Annotated in this window: 19 protein-coding genes; 1 reads left to right on the forward strand and 18 read right to left on the reverse strand. The window is 26.9% G+C overall.

Features of this window, described 5'->3' with window-relative positions; genetic code table 11:
* Position 1: 1 nt before the first annotated feature.
* The 15 genes from CAQ16704_RS07105 to mqnP all read right to left on the reverse strand — a co-directional run bounded on the left by CAQ16704_RS07105 (position 2) and on the right by mqnP (position 10161).
* The gene (locus CAQ16704_RS07105; protein ID WP_039667533.1) at positions 2–1204 is read right to left on the reverse strand and encodes an LL-diaminopimelate aminotransferase; all 1203 of its coding nucleotides are present in this window, start codon (positions 1202–1204) and stop codon (positions 2–4) included.
* A gap of 13 nt (positions 1205–1217) precedes the next feature.
* Positions 1218–2027: a hypothetical protein gene (locus CAQ16704_RS07110; protein ID WP_039667534.1), complete on the reverse strand. Its 810-nt coding sequence runs from the start codon at positions 2025–2027 to the stop codon at positions 1218–1220.
* Complete coding sequence (locus CAQ16704_RS07115) at positions 2018–2902, reverse strand: hypothetical protein (protein WP_039667535.1); 885 nt, start codon at positions 2900–2902, stop codon at positions 2018–2020. Before CAQ16704_RS07115 ends, CAQ16704_RS07110 begins: the two co-directional genes overlap by 10 nt.
* Positions 2895–3575, reverse strand: a complete 681-nt coding sequence (gene rlmB / locus CAQ16704_RS07120) for a 23S rRNA (guanosine(2251)-2'-O)-methyltransferase RlmB (protein ID WP_039667536.1) — start codon at positions 3573–3575, stop codon at positions 2895–2897. Before rlmB ends, CAQ16704_RS07115 begins: the two co-directional genes overlap by 8 nt.
* A gap of 19 nt (positions 3576–3594) precedes the next feature.
* Complete coding sequence (gene rsmI, locus CAQ16704_RS07125) at positions 3595–4413, reverse strand: 16S rRNA (cytidine(1402)-2'-O)-methyltransferase (protein ID WP_039667537.1); 819 nt, start codon at positions 4411–4413, stop codon at positions 3595–3597.
* On the reverse strand, positions 4413–4613 hold the full coding sequence (gene rpmE / locus CAQ16704_RS07130; protein ID WP_039666086.1) for a 50S ribosomal protein L31: 201 nt from the start codon (positions 4611–4613) through the stop codon (positions 4413–4415). The genes rsmI and rpmE overlap by 1 nt, the downstream gene beginning before the upstream one ends.
* 77 nt (positions 4614–4690) lie before the next feature.
* A complete protein-coding gene (locus tag CAQ16704_RS07135; protein ID WP_039667538.1) occupies positions 4691–5353 on the reverse strand; it encodes a 16S rRNA (uracil(1498)-N(3))-methyltransferase in 663 nt (220 codons plus the stop codon).
* Positions 5353–5763: a hypothetical protein gene (locus CAQ16704_RS07140; RefSeq protein WP_039667539.1), complete on the reverse strand. Its 411-nt coding sequence runs from the start codon at positions 5761–5763 to the stop codon at positions 5353–5355. Before CAQ16704_RS07140 ends, CAQ16704_RS07135 begins: the two co-directional genes overlap by 1 nt.
* 2 nt (positions 5764–5765) lie before the next feature.
* A complete protein-coding gene (locus CAQ16704_RS07145) occupies positions 5766–5963 on the reverse strand; it encodes a hypothetical protein (protein WP_039667540.1) in 198 nt (65 codons plus the stop codon).
* Positions 5963–6547, reverse strand: coding sequence for a 6-pyruvoyl trahydropterin synthase family protein (locus CAQ16704_RS07150; RefSeq protein ID WP_039667541.1), 585 nt, complete (start codon positions 6545–6547; stop codon positions 5963–5965). Before CAQ16704_RS07150 ends, CAQ16704_RS07145 begins: the two co-directional genes overlap by 1 nt.
* On the reverse strand, positions 6544–7293 hold the full coding sequence (locus CAQ16704_RS07155; RefSeq protein WP_039667542.1) for a 7-carboxy-7-deazaguanine synthase QueE: 750 nt from the start codon (positions 7291–7293) through the stop codon (positions 6544–6546). The genes CAQ16704_RS07150 and CAQ16704_RS07155 overlap by 4 nt, the downstream gene beginning before the upstream one ends.
* Positions 7293–8261, reverse strand: a complete 969-nt coding sequence (moaA, locus tag CAQ16704_RS07160) for a GTP 3',8-cyclase MoaA (RefSeq protein ID WP_039667543.1) — start codon at positions 8259–8261, stop codon at positions 7293–7295. The genes CAQ16704_RS07155 and moaA overlap by 1 nt, the downstream gene beginning before the upstream one ends.
* Before the next feature lie 13 nt (positions 8262–8274).
* Positions 8275–8796 (reverse strand): hypothetical protein, encoded by a 522-nt coding sequence (locus CAQ16704_RS07165; RefSeq protein WP_039667544.1) that lies wholly within the window; start codon positions 8794–8796, stop codon positions 8275–8277.
* Positions 8789–9292: a hypothetical protein gene (locus tag CAQ16704_RS08245; RefSeq protein ID WP_039667545.1), complete on the reverse strand. Its 504-nt coding sequence runs from the start codon at positions 9290–9292 to the stop codon at positions 8789–8791. Before CAQ16704_RS08245 ends, CAQ16704_RS07165 begins: the two co-directional genes overlap by 8 nt.
* Positions 9283–10161, reverse strand: a complete 879-nt coding sequence (gene mqnP / locus CAQ16704_RS07175) for a menaquinone biosynthesis prenyltransferase MqnP (RefSeq protein WP_039667546.1) — start codon at positions 10159–10161, stop codon at positions 9283–9285. Before mqnP ends, CAQ16704_RS08245 begins: the two co-directional genes overlap by 10 nt.
* A 69-nt stretch (positions 10162–10230) precedes the next feature.
* On the opposite strand from mqnP, the gene miaA reads away from it, so the two are divergent.
* Positions 10231–11103 carry a tRNA (adenosine(37)-N6)-dimethylallyltransferase MiaA gene (gene miaA, locus CAQ16704_RS07180; protein WP_039667547.1) on the forward strand — a complete coding sequence of 291 codons (873 nt, stop codon included), beginning with the start codon at positions 10231–10233 and terminating at the stop codon, positions 11101–11103.
* On the opposite strand, the gene CAQ16704_RS07185 is transcribed toward miaA, so the two are convergent.
* The 3 genes from CAQ16704_RS07185 to CAQ16704_RS07195 are packed head-to-tail and all read right to left on the reverse strand — an operon-like array spanning position 11094 to position 16351.
* Positions 11094–13457 (reverse strand): tetratricopeptide repeat protein, encoded by a 2364-nt coding sequence (locus CAQ16704_RS07185; RefSeq protein ID WP_148308484.1) that lies wholly within the window; start codon positions 13455–13457, stop codon positions 11094–11096. The two genes, miaA and CAQ16704_RS07185, sit on opposite strands and share 10 nt — an antisense overlap.
* Before the next feature lie 24 nt (positions 13458–13481).
* Entirely contained in the window at positions 13482–14879 is a 1398-nt protein-coding gene (locus CAQ16704_RS07190; protein ID WP_039667548.1) for an NADH-quinone oxidoreductase subunit N, read from the reverse strand.
* Positions 14879–16351 carry a complex I subunit 4 family protein gene (locus CAQ16704_RS07195; protein WP_039667549.1) on the reverse strand — a complete coding sequence of 491 codons (1473 nt, stop codon included), beginning with the start codon at positions 16349–16351 and terminating at the stop codon, positions 14879–14881. Before CAQ16704_RS07195 ends, CAQ16704_RS07190 begins: the two co-directional genes overlap by 1 nt.

Genomic DNA, 16351 nt, shown 5'->3' on the forward strand with positions numbered 1-16351 from the left:
TTTATTCTCTTAAATATTTTTTAATATTTCTTGCTGCTTGACGAATACGGTTTTCATTTTCTATTAAAGCTATTCTAACATACTCATTGCCCGCTTCACCAAAGCCAACTCCAGGGCTTACTGCTACATTTGCTTTTTGCAAAAGCTGTTTAGAAAATTCCATACTACCAAGATGAGCTTTGCTTTGAGGAAGTTTTGCCCAAACAAACATACTTGCATTTGGTTTTTTTAACTCCCATCCTGCTTGAAAAAACGAATCAAGTAAGACTTCTAATCTTCTTGCATAAATTGCTTTAATCTCTTCAACACAAGTTTGATCTCCGTCCAAAGCTATAGTAGCAGCAACTTGTATGGGAGTATACATACCATAATCAAACCAAGATTTGATCTTTTTCAAAGCCGCAATTAAACGTTTATTACCTACCACAAAACCTACACGCCAACCTGCCATATTGTAAGATTTTGAAAGCGTATAAGTCTCTACTGCTACATCTTTAGCACCTTCAACTTCAAAAATTGAAGGGGTTTTATAAGAACCAAAAGTCAAATCTGCATAAGCAATATCAGAAATAATATAAAATCTTTCTTTTTTTGCCATAGCAACTAATCTCTCATAAAAACTTTTTTCCACTGTAACCGTTGTAGGATTATGTGGAAAATTTACTACTACATATTTTGGGCGAGGAATACTTTCATGTAATGTTTTTTGTAAATTTTCAAAAAAAGTATTTTCTTTTAGCTCATAATTTTCATTAAAATCAAAATTCATAGTTGCTACATTACCGCCTGCTATGATAAAAGCTTGAGTATGTATAGGATAAGCAGGCGTAGGTACAATAGCTACATCTCCTGGGTTAATTACAGCTCTTGCTAAATTCACAAAGCCTTCTTTAGAACCCATCGTTGCAACTACTTCACTTTCAGGTTCTAAATCAACATCGTATTTTCTTTTATACCAATTACAAATTGCAAGTCTTAGTTTATAAATTCCACTCGAAGCAGAATAACCTGAAGTCTTATCTTTATTAGCACTTTCGCAAAGTTTATCTATAATGTGTTGAGGAGTTTTGCCATCAGGATTTCCCATAGAAAAATCAATTATGTCCTCTCCAGCTCTTCTTGCTGCCATTTTAATTGCATTAACTTCAGCAAAAACATAATTAGGAAGTCTCTCTATAGTATTAAAATGAATTTCTTCAAACATTTTCCATCCTTTTTTAGCGTCTTAGGTAAATTTTTAAACCCCTTTTTATATTATCAAGACTAAACATATCTCCTATAATAGCATATTTTGCACCCAATGGAATGTTTATATCTAATTCGTTTTGTTTATGTGTATTTTCTACACCCTGAATATAATTTAAATTTTTATCTAAAAATTGAATTTTGCAAAACCAAGAATCAAGATTATGAGCACTTAGTTCCATACCTTTAGCATCTTGTAAATCAACAACATATTCTCTTAAAGGTTTATTAAGTTGAATAGTTGTATTTAAAGGAATTTGAGTATTTATTTTAAGCTTTGCCTTTGAAAAATCAAGTTCATACTCATAATTTAATTCTGAAAGCTTAGAAATATCTTTTATAAAAACTGAACTTGAAAGCAAGGCTTTATAAAATATCCCAGGGTCAAGCATATATTGAGAATCCACTGCCAATTTATAAGCAATGTAATTTTCCCTTAAAGTTAATTCAATAGGTATAAAATAAACATAACCTAATTCATTTAAAGTATCATTAATAGTTTTAAAAAATAAAACAGAATCAGCTTGTGCCTTAAAACTAAAAATTAAAGTTTTTGGCTCATTAAGTATAAAATTTGCTAAAGAGTTGGTTTTTAGAATTTGTGAAATTGTATAAATATCTACATTTCCACGTTCATCTCTATAATTATTTTTGGCAAATAAAAGTTCTAATTTTGCATCCTTAGAGCTGTCATTTACAATGTGTTTTGCCACTTCTAAAGCACTTAATGCAAAAGTATTGAGAGTCAAAAAAATAGAAAATATAAAAATTCTTACCATAATTTCCCTCTATTTTCTTTAATAAATTCTGTTTTTGTAATTTGCTTAATCTTCCCATCTTTTATCATTAAAAACTTAGATACACCGCTTTTAAATTCTAAAGTATTATTATTTTCATCGTTTAGAATAAAAGCAGCATGACCTGTAGTAATCAACATATCTTTATCTAAAGACAACACATAATCATTTTTTATAGTCATAGAACTTTTTCTAAAAGTTTTTAAATCCACTATACCAAGCCAAAGTTCAGCATTTGGTTTTATAATACTTTCATTGACTAGTGTTATGTCATCTTTGAGATTATTGAAAGTAATATTGTTTTCAGAAGTTTCATTTAGATCTATATTGTTTTCATCTGAAGACACCAAAGTTTCAACACTTGCATTTGTTTCATTGTTCTCATCTGTACTAGAAAAATCATCTACAAAAAAATTAAGCACTTCGTTTTTATTAGTTTTTTCTTCTGATACAACTTGCTCCTGATTTAAAACACTAGTTATATTTTCATCTATAATGGAATTTTGAAAAAATTTTGAAATTCCCCAAGCTAACGCAATTAGAAAAACTACTATAATTATAACAACAATAAACCAAATATTAGAACTTTCCCTAGTATATGAATTTACCCTAGGTGAAATATGCATATGATTTTTCTTTTCCGTACCATTTTCATCTAAATAAGCATGATATTCCTCTAAAAAACTAGTAAAATCAAGTTCATATTCTCTTTGTAAAATTTTTATAAAACCATTTACATTAAAACGGGATATAGACTTAAAATCTTTTTTGACAATAAACTCAAGGCAAGCTAACTCAATTTGAGTTTTTTTTTGAACTTCTAACAAATTCAAATCTTCTAATTTTTTCCAACTATCCATTTTTCATCCTATCACAAAGTATTGCAAACGCTGCGCTTACATTTAAACTATCAAAATCATTATACATTTTTATACCCACACATTCATCACATTTTTTAAGCACTTTAGGAGCTATACCAAAACCCTCGCTTCCCATAATCAAAACTTTTTTCTCTTTAGGCTTTATAGTATGTATATCATTGCCACCACTTGCACTAGCATAGATATAAAAACCTTTTTGCTTTAACTCATTAACCATACTTAAAATATCATCATTTAAAACTATTTTCATATCTAAAGCTGCACCACTACTTGCACGAATTACTCCATCCATAGCCATATTTTTAGCCACTAAAATAATTCCATCAGCTCCTAATGCATACGCACTACGAACAATAGCTCCTATATTTCCTACATCACTAATGTTATATAAAATGATTATAAAATTTTTTTCTTTTAAGCTTTCAAAAGAATCAAAATTAAATTCTTCAATATCCATCAAAAAACCTTGATGATTTCCACCTCTTGCTAAACTTTGTGCGGCTTTAAAATCAAGTTTTTTAATTTTTTTTGAAGCCTTTGCTATTATTGAAAAATCAGCCTTTTTGCATTCTTTTGCTAAATAAATTTCTTTAATTTTTTCTTTGTGCTTTTCTAAGATATAAAAAAACACTTGCTTACCATAAACTATCATTTTTAAATAATAACCAAATTCAACTTAAAAGCAGTTTTTGATAATTTTCTTTTGGAGATTTTGCATTAATCTTAGAAAGTAATTTTGCTTTAGTTTTTAAAGGTAAATCAAGTTCATAAATATCTTGTTCGCATAAAGTATTTTGATGAAATTCTTTTTCTTTGGCACTTATTACCACACACCATTCTCCTCGTAAATCTATTGTTTTTAATTTTTCTAATATTTCTAAAGCATTTGATCTAAATTTACTTTCGTATTTTTTTGTTGCCTCTTTTATAACAAAAATTTCACGCAAAGAATCAATTTTGCTAATTTCTTCTACCAAATTAAGTATCCTAGTAGGTGCTTCATAAACTATACTAGGATAAGGATTAAGCATTAACTTTTCGATATCTTTTTGTCTTTGAGGGTTTTTATTGGCCAAAAATCCCATAAATATAAATTCTTTTTTACAAAGTGCACTCGAAACCAAAGCAAGTAAAGCAGCATTGGAACCTGATAAAACCTCATAATTAATATTATTTTTTATGACATATTCAATTAAAAACTGCCCAGGATCACTAATACCTGGCATACCCGCATCACTTAAATATGCAACATCTTGTTCAAAAAAATTTTCATCTATTTTTGCTAAAAAATCTTTTTCATTGTGAGTGTGCAAGGCTATATATTTATCAGGTTTTATTTCTAAATTAAATTTTTCGTTAATAAGACGAACTAAAGATTTGCAAACTCTTGTATCTTCACATAAAAAGAGTTTGCATTTTTGTAAAATTTCTAAAGAATGAAAAGAAATATCGTTTAAATTTCCTATAGGCGTAGGAATAAAATATAACATTATTGCATTGCGTATTTTTTCTTAAATTTCTCCACACGACCTGCAGCATCTACAATTTTTTCACTTCCTGTAAAAAATGGATGACAATTTGAACAAATATCTACTTTAATTTCTGATTTATTTGATTTAGTAGTAAAAGAATTTCCACAAGCACAACTTACTTTACATTCTACATATTCTGGGTGAATTTCTTTTTTCATTGTTTATCCTTTTTGAAAACATTAAGGCGTAATTATATAAATTTTTATATAAAAAATAGATAAATTTAAGCATATTTTTAAATTAAAAATTTTGAAGCAACTCCTACTAAAGCTGTTTGTGCTTTAAGTATAAAATTGGCTTGTAATTTTGCTTTTTTTACATTCTTTTCTCTTTCTTTTTGCGAAAATCCTCCTTCAGCTCCAATTAAAAATATATACTTGCTAGGTTCAAAGCTCATTAAATCTTCACCTTCAAAGTCTATCAAGACAATATTTTCATAAGTTTGCTGAAATTTTTTAAAATCATCAAAAATTTCCAATTCCATTAAAGAAGCACGACCACATTGTTGGGATGATTCTATAAGAATTTTTTCCATTCTTTTAAAATCCAACTTAAAATTTTTTTGTGAAAATTCCATATATACAAAAGAAAGTTTAACAACACCAAGTTCATTTAAAAAAGGCAAAGTTTTTTCTATAATTTTTGGTTCAACTACCGCTAAAGCTAAATGAAGATATTTCTTTTGTTCTTGCTTTTCTTTTTGTTTATCTTGCAAATTTAATATACAAGAATGTCTAGAAATTTCAACACATTTATAAATATACGCATAAGAATCTTTCAAGTTTTTAAGCACAATGTCATCACCAACTCTAACTCTCCTAACTTTTAAATGTAAAAAAATCTCATTTTTTAATTCTAAACAAGTATCTCCACTTTGAGAGTGATATAAAAATTGCATTAAAAATAAAACCTTTTAAGCAAATAAGGTATAAAAAGTAAAAATATATCCAAACACAAAATAAAAAAGCTTAAAAATCTAAATTTAGCATAATGTTTATACAACCTTGCTTTTTTAAATAAAACAAATTGATAAATTGCCAAAATAAAAATCAAAAACCAACAAATCCACATAGAAAGCACATATAAATTAACTTCAAAATACTTTAAAGCCCAAAGCAAATTCCCCGTAAAAAGAGTAATTGCTAAAAATAAATAATAAATTGGCAAAAACAAACGAATTTTCTTTATAAATATAAATTCTTGTGAAAAACTACTTTGAGTTAGATATAAATAAAACAACATTAAAAAACCATTTGCATATAAACTATACACATGTAATGCTAAAAAAAACTCATAACTTTGATCCATCACTATCCTTGTGTGCTGTTTTCATCTTTAACATCATCATCCACAGGTATGGGAAGTGTTTCATCATCTATAATAACATTAGAATCACTTTGTTCAATTTGAACTTGCTCTGTTTGTACTTCTTTTTTTGTATTTTTATTTTCTTGATTTGAGCAAGCCATAAAAAGTAATAATGGCACAATTAGTAAAACCCTTTTCATCACACCTCCTTTTGATTGACAAAAACAAAATTTGTATCTTGAAGTTTCTTAAAGAAATCTTTATCTTTCCACTCATCATTTATAGCTTTTGAGAATTCAATATCTCCTAGATTAATCTTTGGCAAAAACTCATTATAAGCATCTTCTCTAAAACCCTGTGCATATCCTGTTCTTGTTTCATGTACAATAATACTTTTCAAATTTACACCTTGTTCTCCATTAATCATTTTTGTCTTTAAGAGCAAAGTATCAATCAAAACAAAAAATATGCGTACAAAATTTTCCGCACTTACATTCACAGGTAAACTTACCCATCTTTGTGAGTGCTTTTTCATATTTTCTAAATAAACTTTATCATCATCTTTAAAAAGCGTAATAGCATGATCAAAACTATCAATAATTTGTTTTATCTCATCTTTTAACAAACCAAAATCATATACCATTCCAGCATTATCAAGGTATTTACTCTCAAGTAGAATTTCTACCTTGTAAGAGTGTCCGTGTATGCTTGTTTTACATCGCTTGGAGCTACAAAATCTAACAATATGAGCATTTTCAAATTCAAACATTTTTCTAATAATCATACGCCTTCTTTATCTCCCCAAATTCTAATATGTAATCTATCAGAGTAATTATATCCATTTTTTATACAAAATTCAGCAACACTTAAGGCATTTTTAGAAATCTCTAACTCATTTGCTCCCATAGGCATACAAAATACTTTATTTTCACAAATTTGTAAAATTTCATTAATTTCTTCTAAGGCTTTATTTTCTTGTAAAAAATTCTTATCTAAAACAAATTTATAAAAACTATCCTTGGCATAGTTTTTAAATGCTTTTAAAGCTTTTTCATTAATCCTTTTTTCTTTTTTTACACCACTATTACTAAGCTTTACACCTAAAGCAAAATAGCATTCTTTATATAAAGGATATTTTTCAAAATCAACTTCAATACTTGCATTAGTTTCAAAATGCGTTTTAAATCCACTTTGCAAAAGCACATTAATAAAATTTAAAAATTCTTTATCTTTATAATACAACAAAGGCTCTCCACCGGTAATTACAACAATAGGTTTATACGCATTCGATAAGTTTAAAACCTCATCGAAAAGCTCTTTAGCTGTATATGTTTTATAGCAAGATTTAAATTCTTTAGTAAAAACAGCTCTAATAGTATCACAACCTAAAAGCATTTTAGAATTTTTTTCTTTTTTTACACCAAAACCCACGCAATTAAAATTACATCTAGCAAATCTTACAAATACAGCTAAATTTCCACTGTATTTTCCTTCACCTTGCAAGCTTAAAAAAGTTTCAACAATATCCATTATCCACCTGTTTGATAAAAGGCTCTTGTGGAACTTTGGTTATTTTCGTTTTCTGTCCATCTATTTTTTTCTGATTTATTTTTAATCACGGTTCTTAAAACTTCACAAGCTCCGGCTATATCTTTATTGCGTATAGCTTTTTTAATACTTAAAGCCTCATCATAATACAAACAAGGTATTAAAAGCCCTTCAGCAGAAAGTCTTATACGGTTACAACTATCACAAAAATCATGACTATGCGGATCAATAATACCAAATTTATATCCATCATTAAGTTCATAAATAGTTGCGGGGGAATTTGGACTTTTTTGTCCTTGTTTAAAAGAATACTTTTGAGCAATAATATTTAAAATTTCTGCTGATTTTAAGCCTTTCAAATCCCCATAAGCATGGTAATTTTCCATAAACTCTATAAAGCGAATTTGACTTTTACGTACTTTGGCAAACTCTAAAAGATCGATAAATTCACTATCATTAATCCCTTTAAGAGCTACGGTGTTAAATTTAATATTAAAGCCTAATTCTAAAGCCTCATCAATACCATTTAGTACATCTTTAAGTATGTTTTTTTGAGCTAATTTAAAAGCCACCTCTTCTTTTAAGGTATCTAGTGAAATATTGATTCTTTTTAAACCGGCTTGTTTTAAATCTTTTGCTTGTTGTTTGAGCAAAGAAGCATTTGTTGTAAGTGCTAAATCTAAATCTTGCTTATATTCATTGATCATAGCAATAAATTTATATAAATCTTTTCTTACTAAAGGCTCACCACCAGTAATACGAATTTTTTTAACCCCTTCATCTATACAGACTTTTACAAACATAAAAAGCTCTTCAAAAGATAAAAGATTTTCTTTAGCTCTCCATTCAAAAGGAGTTTTTGGCATACAATAAAGACAGCGAAAATTACATCTTTGTGTTACAGATATTCTTAAATAATCAATAACTCTTCCATAACTATCCACTAGCATTCAAAAGTCTTTTCTATATTAATTTATTAAATTTTAAAATCAGCTCAACCCTACCTGTACCTATACGCATATCTTTTGCAATTTGCTCTATAGACTTTTTTTGATTAAAAAGCTCTATAACTTTTTGCTCTTCATTATCATAACTTGGACTTAATTTTGTAATACTTTGAGTCTTTTGTTCTAAATTTAATAAACGATTTTTTTGTTCGCTTTGAAATTCTTCAATTATCTCTTCTACTTCTTTTAAAGTATTTAAAATAGGAACAATATTTTGATTTATTTTTTGTTCTAATATTTGTAAAAGCTCTTCTTTTAATTCTTCTTTAATGGTTTTGATGTCTATTTCTTCTTTTTCTTGCTCTTGTTCATCTAGACTTTCTTTTTTTAAGTAATGATATTGTTTATTTAAATCTTCAATCATTTTACCAAGTTCATTAATTTTACTAATATTTTCTTTTTCTTTAATTATCATATAAGCAAATATGGCAAAAATCAGCAAAGCTACTACTAGCCATAATAACAAATCACTATCCATTTTCTTGCTCCTTTAAGATTTTAATCATTGCTCTTTGCATATTTGTCACAAAATTATCATATGCAAGTTCATCTTCGGCTTTTATTTGAGAAATTTTTGCTTCATATTCATTTAATGCTTTAAAAAAAATACTAATTTTTTGTCCGTTAATTTCAAATCTAGCATAATAATCTTCATCTTGTCTTAAACATTTATCCTTAAATTGAATATGTGCAAAATTTACACCCACCACAAATGCTTTGTATTTTAAATCTGTAAATAATTTTGTTTTATTAATATCATTTTTTATTAGATATAATTCTTGCTTTATATCCATAAGCAAATCAAAAATAATCCGCTCACCTTCGCTAAAATCTACTCTTGAAGCAAGCTTTTTCCATTTACTTAAATTAATATAATTATTACTTGAAAGATATTCTTGCAAAAATTCTTCATATCTTTCTTTACTCTCTTCAAATTCAAATTCTAAAGAACTTTTAAAAAACTTTATTTCCATAAAAGATCAACCCATATAAAAATAAAAAATACTATACTTAAATACCCATTTAAAGTAAAAAATGCTTTGTCAATTTTTGCAAAATTCTTTCTAACAATGTGGTGTTCAAAAAACAAAATCACTGCACTAATTATCACACCCAAAAAAGCAATATTTCCCGTTGGAGCTACCCAAACAAATAAAAGCCAAAAAAGTACAGCCAAAACATGACAAAATGCTGAAATAAATAAAGTTGCTTCAAGTCCAAATTTAGCAGGTATAGAATACAAACCCGTTTTTTTATCATACTCCATATCTTGCAAAGCATAAAGCAAATCAAAACCAGCTGTCCAAAAAGTAACACCCAAACACAAAATCACACTATAAATTTCAATACTTCCCAAAACTACAATACTACCTGCAATAGGAGCAAGCCCTAGGCAAAATCCTAATACTAAATGTGCTAGGGATGAAAATCTTTTAAAAGCTGAATAAATAGCTAAAATAAACAATACCGGTAAAGAAAGTGCAAAGGCTAGTTTATTGATAAAATAACTTGCCAAAACAAAAACAATAGCATTTATAATGATGAAAAGTAAAATACTAGTTTTTCCTATACGTCCATCAATATTGGGTCTATTGGCACACCTTGGGTTGTTTTTATCAATATCCTCATCCATCAAGCGATTGATTGCCATAGCAAAATTTCTTGCACTCACTGCACAAATAACACCCAATAATAAAGCCTTAAATCCAAACCATGTGCTATTATTTAAAATCATAGATGCGACTATCATCGAAACAAATAAAAACGGCAAAGCAAAAATAGAATGTTTAAAAACAATTAAATCTAAAATATCTTTTAATTTTTCTTTAAATAATAAAAGCATTTTTTCTCTTTATAATATATTTTTGTTATGATTTTACTAAAATAATTTTAAATTTAGGATATTTTTACGATGTTTTTTGAATTTGCTCTCATTGGAACCACTGCAAGTGGAAAAACAGAACTTGCAAATAAGCTTGCTTATGAATTTAATGGGAGTATTTTAAGTCTTGATAGTCTTTGTGTATACAAACAAATTAATATTGCTTCTGCAAAAACTGATGAGAAAACCTTAAATGAACTTGATTATTTTGGCATAAATTTATTAAATGTTGATGAGCATTTTAATATTGCTTTATTTTTTGAAGAATACAAAAAGGCAAAAGCTTTTGCTCAAAAAAATAATCAAATGCTTATTATCACGGGTGGGACTAGTTTTTATTTAAAAGCTCTAATAGATGGATTAAGTGCAAATTTTAAAGAAAGCCAAAGTTCTTTGAGTAATGATGAAATTTATAATTTAATGATAAAAATTGATCCACATGTAAAAATAGGAAAAAATGATAGTTATCGTTTAAAAAAATGGCTTGGAATTTATGAGCAAACCCATAAAATTCCAAGTGAAGTCTTAAAAGAAACCAAACAAGAACCACTTATTAAAAAACTTGATATTTTTGAAATTTCTTGGCAAAAAGAACTTTTAGAAAAACGCATTATTGTACGCACGAAAAATATGTTAAATGAGGGCTTAATAGATGAAGCTAAAATGTTATTTGATAATTATGATAACAATTTAAAAGCGTTAAATTCAATAGGTTTAAAAGAATGTAAAGAATTTTTAGATGAAAAAATAAATTTAAAAGAACTCGAAGAGCTCATCATCATTCACACAAGACAACTTGCCAAAAGACAAAGAACTTTTAATAAAAAATTTATAAAAAAAAACTTACATTTTGAAAAATCTTATGAGATTTTGAAAAATTACATTTTGAAAAATTATGGTTGAGTGTTTAAAATATCCATCTTATCTTTACACAAATTCTGCCAACTACTTGTTATATTAATATCAATACAATTTTGCAAACTTTGCTTTTGATTTTTTATGTCTTTTAAGTTCTCATAAATGCCACTTTGTATATAAAAAGCTCTTGCTCGCTCATCATCTTTTAAAGGATTAGCCAACAAATCTTTAAACAAGTTTAGTGATTCTTGGGTTTGATTATTTTGTTTTAAAGCTTCAATATATATAAATTCGAGATCTGGTGTAAAAAGATTCACTCCTTTTAAATTTTGATAATCAATTGCCTTTGGAGCATAAGTTAAAATACTCGTTAAAAAATTATTTTTTTCACAGTAACGTAAAAATTCATAATAAAGTTCAACCATACGATAATTCATAGGGAATTGTTCTAATTTTTGTAAAGTTTTTATCATAGCATTATAATCTTGAAGTCCAAGCTCGGCAAAAAATTTAATATAATTTGCTTCAAATTTTTCATTATCACTAATAATAGTTCTTGTATTTAAAATATCATTTATAGCTTTAACAACAAAACTATAGCGCTTATCTTTCAAAGCTAATTCAGCATTTTGAAGTTTATAAAAAATCAAGTCATCTTTTTCGTTCTCTACTATATATTTTTTAGCTTCTTCTATACGAGTTGTTCGTTTAAAACATTCAAGCATTTGTTTTTTGTTGTCAATTTTGCTCCCTATATTATAAACTTTAAAATCATCATATATTTTAACTGCAGCTAAACATTCATCTTTTTTTAACTTTTCGCTTAAAACAAAAATAGCCGCCTCTTCCAAGAGATTTTTTATTTCTTTATTGGAATATTTTTCAATATCTTGTTGGTAACTAATAACTTTTTCATAATTTTTTTCTTGAAAATATAATTTAATATTATCAAATAAAGCTTTACTTGAAATTTCACCTGCATATTTTTGCATAATTTCATCATATCTTTGATGTAGAAAACTAGCATTCGCATCTTTTAAATATAAAAAATTTTTATCTTGTGCTTCTTTAATTAAACTTATATATTCACCCAAAGGAAAATCTTCTGCGTAAAGATCAAGATATTTTTGAGCTTTGGTATATTCATTTGCATTCAACAAAGACAAAGCAAGATCTTTTAATACTCTTTCATATTCTTTATCTATCTTGGTAAGATTTGCAAAAATATACTCATAAATTTTAGAACTTAAATCATAAATTCTGTTGTTTTCAAAAGTTTTTGCTAACAATAAAGAATTGTCTAATTCACTCAAGAAAAAATTAGGGTTAGAATCTAAAATCTTTTTTGCCAACTCTTTAGCTTCACCTATGTTTTGCTGTTCTAAAAAATTCTTTGATAAAAACAACGCTGCTCTACTAGCTAAATCTGCATTAGGAGTAGAATAATACACATCTTGATAAATATTATTAGCTGTAGTTTTTTTACCCAAATTATATAAATAATCTGCATAATCAAGTAAAGCCATTATAGTAAATTTATCATTCTTATGTTCAGTTTTTAAAGTATCTACAACATATTCTACATTAGATCGTTGTGATAAGCCCATATAAATTCTCATCATAATATACATTACTTCAGTATAATCTTTATCATTAATATAAGTTCTTACCCATCTTTTTGCATCATCTAGCATTTGCTCCAAAATTTGCTGATCTTTATCAAGCTCATAAGTGTAGAGTTTATTTTGTGCTCTAAGTTTATAAAGCTCAAACTCATTCATAAAAATGCTGCCTTGATAACGATTAATTGCGTTGGTGGTATCTCTTAAAACTTGATCATATTTTTTTGCATCATATTCTTGTTTAATATTAAAATATGTATTAAAATCCGCACTTTTTGATGTTTCCATAGGATTAGAATTTAAATCTAAAGCACCAATAAATGGCATTAAAGCATCTTCAAAATAAACATTAAAATCAAGTCCATCACTTGGTTTGTAATATCTTAAATCCTCTGTGAAAATAAAAACGAAATGCTTAGATGTATCGTTATTTTGAGTTTGAATTTCTTTAATATTAAAAATATTTTGAGAATAATTAAACATTTTTGCTAAAATTTTAGGATAAATTTTAATTGTTAAAAAAGTCTGCTGTTTTTCAAAATAAATTGCAAAAGTATCAAATTCTTTATTTTGAAATTGCATATTACTCACACCTAAAACATTGCATTCAAAATGTGTTTTTTCAAATTCAAAAACACTTTTACAAGTAAATTCTTTATCATCTTTTAAATGCAAGAGAGTAAAGGGGTGTTTATTTTCCTCTCCTTTATTAACAATGATTTCAAAAGAAAATGCATATATTACACCTAAAAAAATCAAAACAAATATTCTTATCATGAACGTGATTATAGCAATATTATTTTACAAAAGCAAAAAGATACAAAAAAGACTTCCCATAAAACATATACTTAAAATAATTTTTTGTCTTACATCTAAATTGAGACTTTCTATCACTTGTCCTTGCTTAAAAAATATATAAATTAAAATTTTTAAATAAGCATACAACATTATCATAGAACTTAAAGCAATGGCAAATACAAGCACATAATAACCTGAATTTAAAATAGAAGCTAAAATCAAAATTTTACCCCAAAAAATCCCAAAAGGTGGAATACCTGCGATACATAAAATAAATATAGCAAGCATTATCGATAATGCTGGTCTTTGGTCAAACAAGCCTGAAAAACTTTCAAATGAGCTTTTTTGAAATAAACTTAAAATCAAAAAAATTCCATAATTTGCAAAAGCAAATGAAATCCAATACAAAAATAAAGCAAAAACAGATAATAAATAAGAAGTTCCATCACCTTGAGAACTAACATTCATACTAGAAACAATAACCGCTAATACAAATGAAGAATGTGTAATAGAACTATATGCAAGCATTTTTTTTACATCTTTTTGAATTAAAGCAACTATACTAACTGCAAGCATAGAAAAAATAGCCAAAAATGCTACAATATATTCAAATTTTACTCCACCACCTAAAGCAGAAAAAATCCTCAAAACCACTATAATCATAGCAATCTTTGGAACTACTGAAATAAAAGCAATAAAATTAGTATGTACACCACAATATACATCCTTTAGCCAAAAATGAAAAGGTGCAATAGAAAGTTTTATCCCCACAATAACCAAAAACATTACTCCAGAACAAAGTAGAATAGGATCTGATATATACTCTGAGCGTAGCAAATTATCTAAATCTAAAGATTTTGTTTTTAAATATACAAAAGCACATGCAAAAACAAAAAATCCAGCACCAATTGCCGCCAAAGTAAAATACTTTATACTAGAACTAATAGCATTATGAGTCCCTCTTATAGCTATCAATGTATAAAGAGCTAAAGAGGAACCCTCTAAAGCTAAAAAGATTATAATTAAATTGGTACTTGATACCATTAAAATTAAAGAAGCTACCATAAATAAAAATAAAGCAAAAAAATCAACTTTTTGCTCATCTTTATCTATTAGCAAGTAAAATATGGAAAATACCAAAATTACAATTTGAGCAAAAATGGCATAATTATCACTTACAAACAGACCAAAAAAAGCATGAGATTCATTTAACACAAAACCATTATAGGTCAATAAAAAACATAAAGTACTTAATAAAGCTATAACACTGACTCCTATATAAAAATTTCTTGAGAATTTTGTCCACACACTCAACAAAAGCATTGCAATAGCCCAAAAAATCAAACATAATAAAGGAAATAATAATACAAAATTTAATTTTTCTAAACCAAAATTATCCATTAAAAACCTCTTATATTATCAAGTATTTTTTGATTTTCTATAACAATATTTCTTGTTTGTACAATTTCAAAAATACTACTCACATTAGATGCAATTTGATCGAGTATCACGCTTGGAAAAACTCCAAAATAAATTACTAAAGCACTCAAGATACTTAAAACAAAAATTTCACTTTTTTTCAGTACAATTTTTTCGCTTATTTTATCTTCACAAGTAGCAAAAAACATATTTCTATATATATTTAACATATAAATAGCCCCTAAAATGATCACTCCACCAGCAAGTAAAGCATACCATAAATTCACACTTGCTACACCTTGTAAAATTAAAAATTCCCCTACAAAAGAGATAGTCAAAGGTAATGAAATAGATGAAAACAACAACACCGCAAAGAAAAAGCTAAATAGCGGAGCTGTTTTAGCTAAATTTTTATAAAAATCTAATTCAAAAGTATGATATCTTTTATAAAGCATATAAGCAGTCAAAAATAAACCACCTGTTACTATACCATGCGCAAACATATAAAATACAGATCCACTAACTCCATTGTAAGTAAAAGTTACAATACCCAAAACCACCACACCTAAATGTGAAATTGAACTATAAGCTATTAATTCTTTTAAATCTTTTGTTTTAAAAGCAATTAAAGCCGCATATAAAATCGCAATGATACATAAAAGAGAAAGTAAAAAACAATAATGAGTTAAAGTGTCGGGAGTTAAAGGTAGAATAAATCTTAAAAACCCAAATGGAGCCATTTTAAAACTTACAAGCATAACAGACACTAAAGTTGGACTTTTTGCATAAACTTTTGGAGCCCAAGTGTGAAATGGAAACAGAGGGCTTTTGATTGCAAAAGCAATAAAAAAACCTATAAAAATTAAATTTTGTATATTTTCAGGTATTGTAAAATCATTTTTATACCAAGCAAGTAAATCAAAACTCCAATATCCAAAATTTTGATAATACAAAAACCCTGTATAAACAATAGATAAAAGCATGAGTATAGAACCACAAAATGCATAAATAAAAAATTTAATCCCTGCTTTATAATTATCTGAGTATCTTCCTATTAAATAAATAAGCGGTATAAGAGAAAATTCCCAAAACACATAAAACAATAATGCATCTAATGATGAAAAAAGCCCTATAATACAAAATTGCAATAAAAATATACTCACCACAACACTTTTATCTTTTATATCTAAACACACAAAAGATAAAAAAATCATTATAGAACAAAGCAATATCAAATAAAGTGCTATGGCATCTACACCTATATGAAAATTAACTATCAAAGAATTTAAGCTAAATTCATAAGCTATATTACCTTGATAATTTAGTAATAAAAAGATATTTAAAGCTAAAATCAAAAAACTAACCAAAATAGCAAAAAACCTACTATCTTCTTTTTGCAAAAATAAAGCTACAAAAGAGGCAAAAAAAGGAAATAATATTAACAAACTAAGCAT

Source organism: Campylobacter sp. RM16704 (assembly GCF_000816245.1).
Taxonomy (GTDB): domain Bacteria; phylum Campylobacterota; class Campylobacteria; order Campylobacterales; family Campylobacteraceae; genus Campylobacter_D.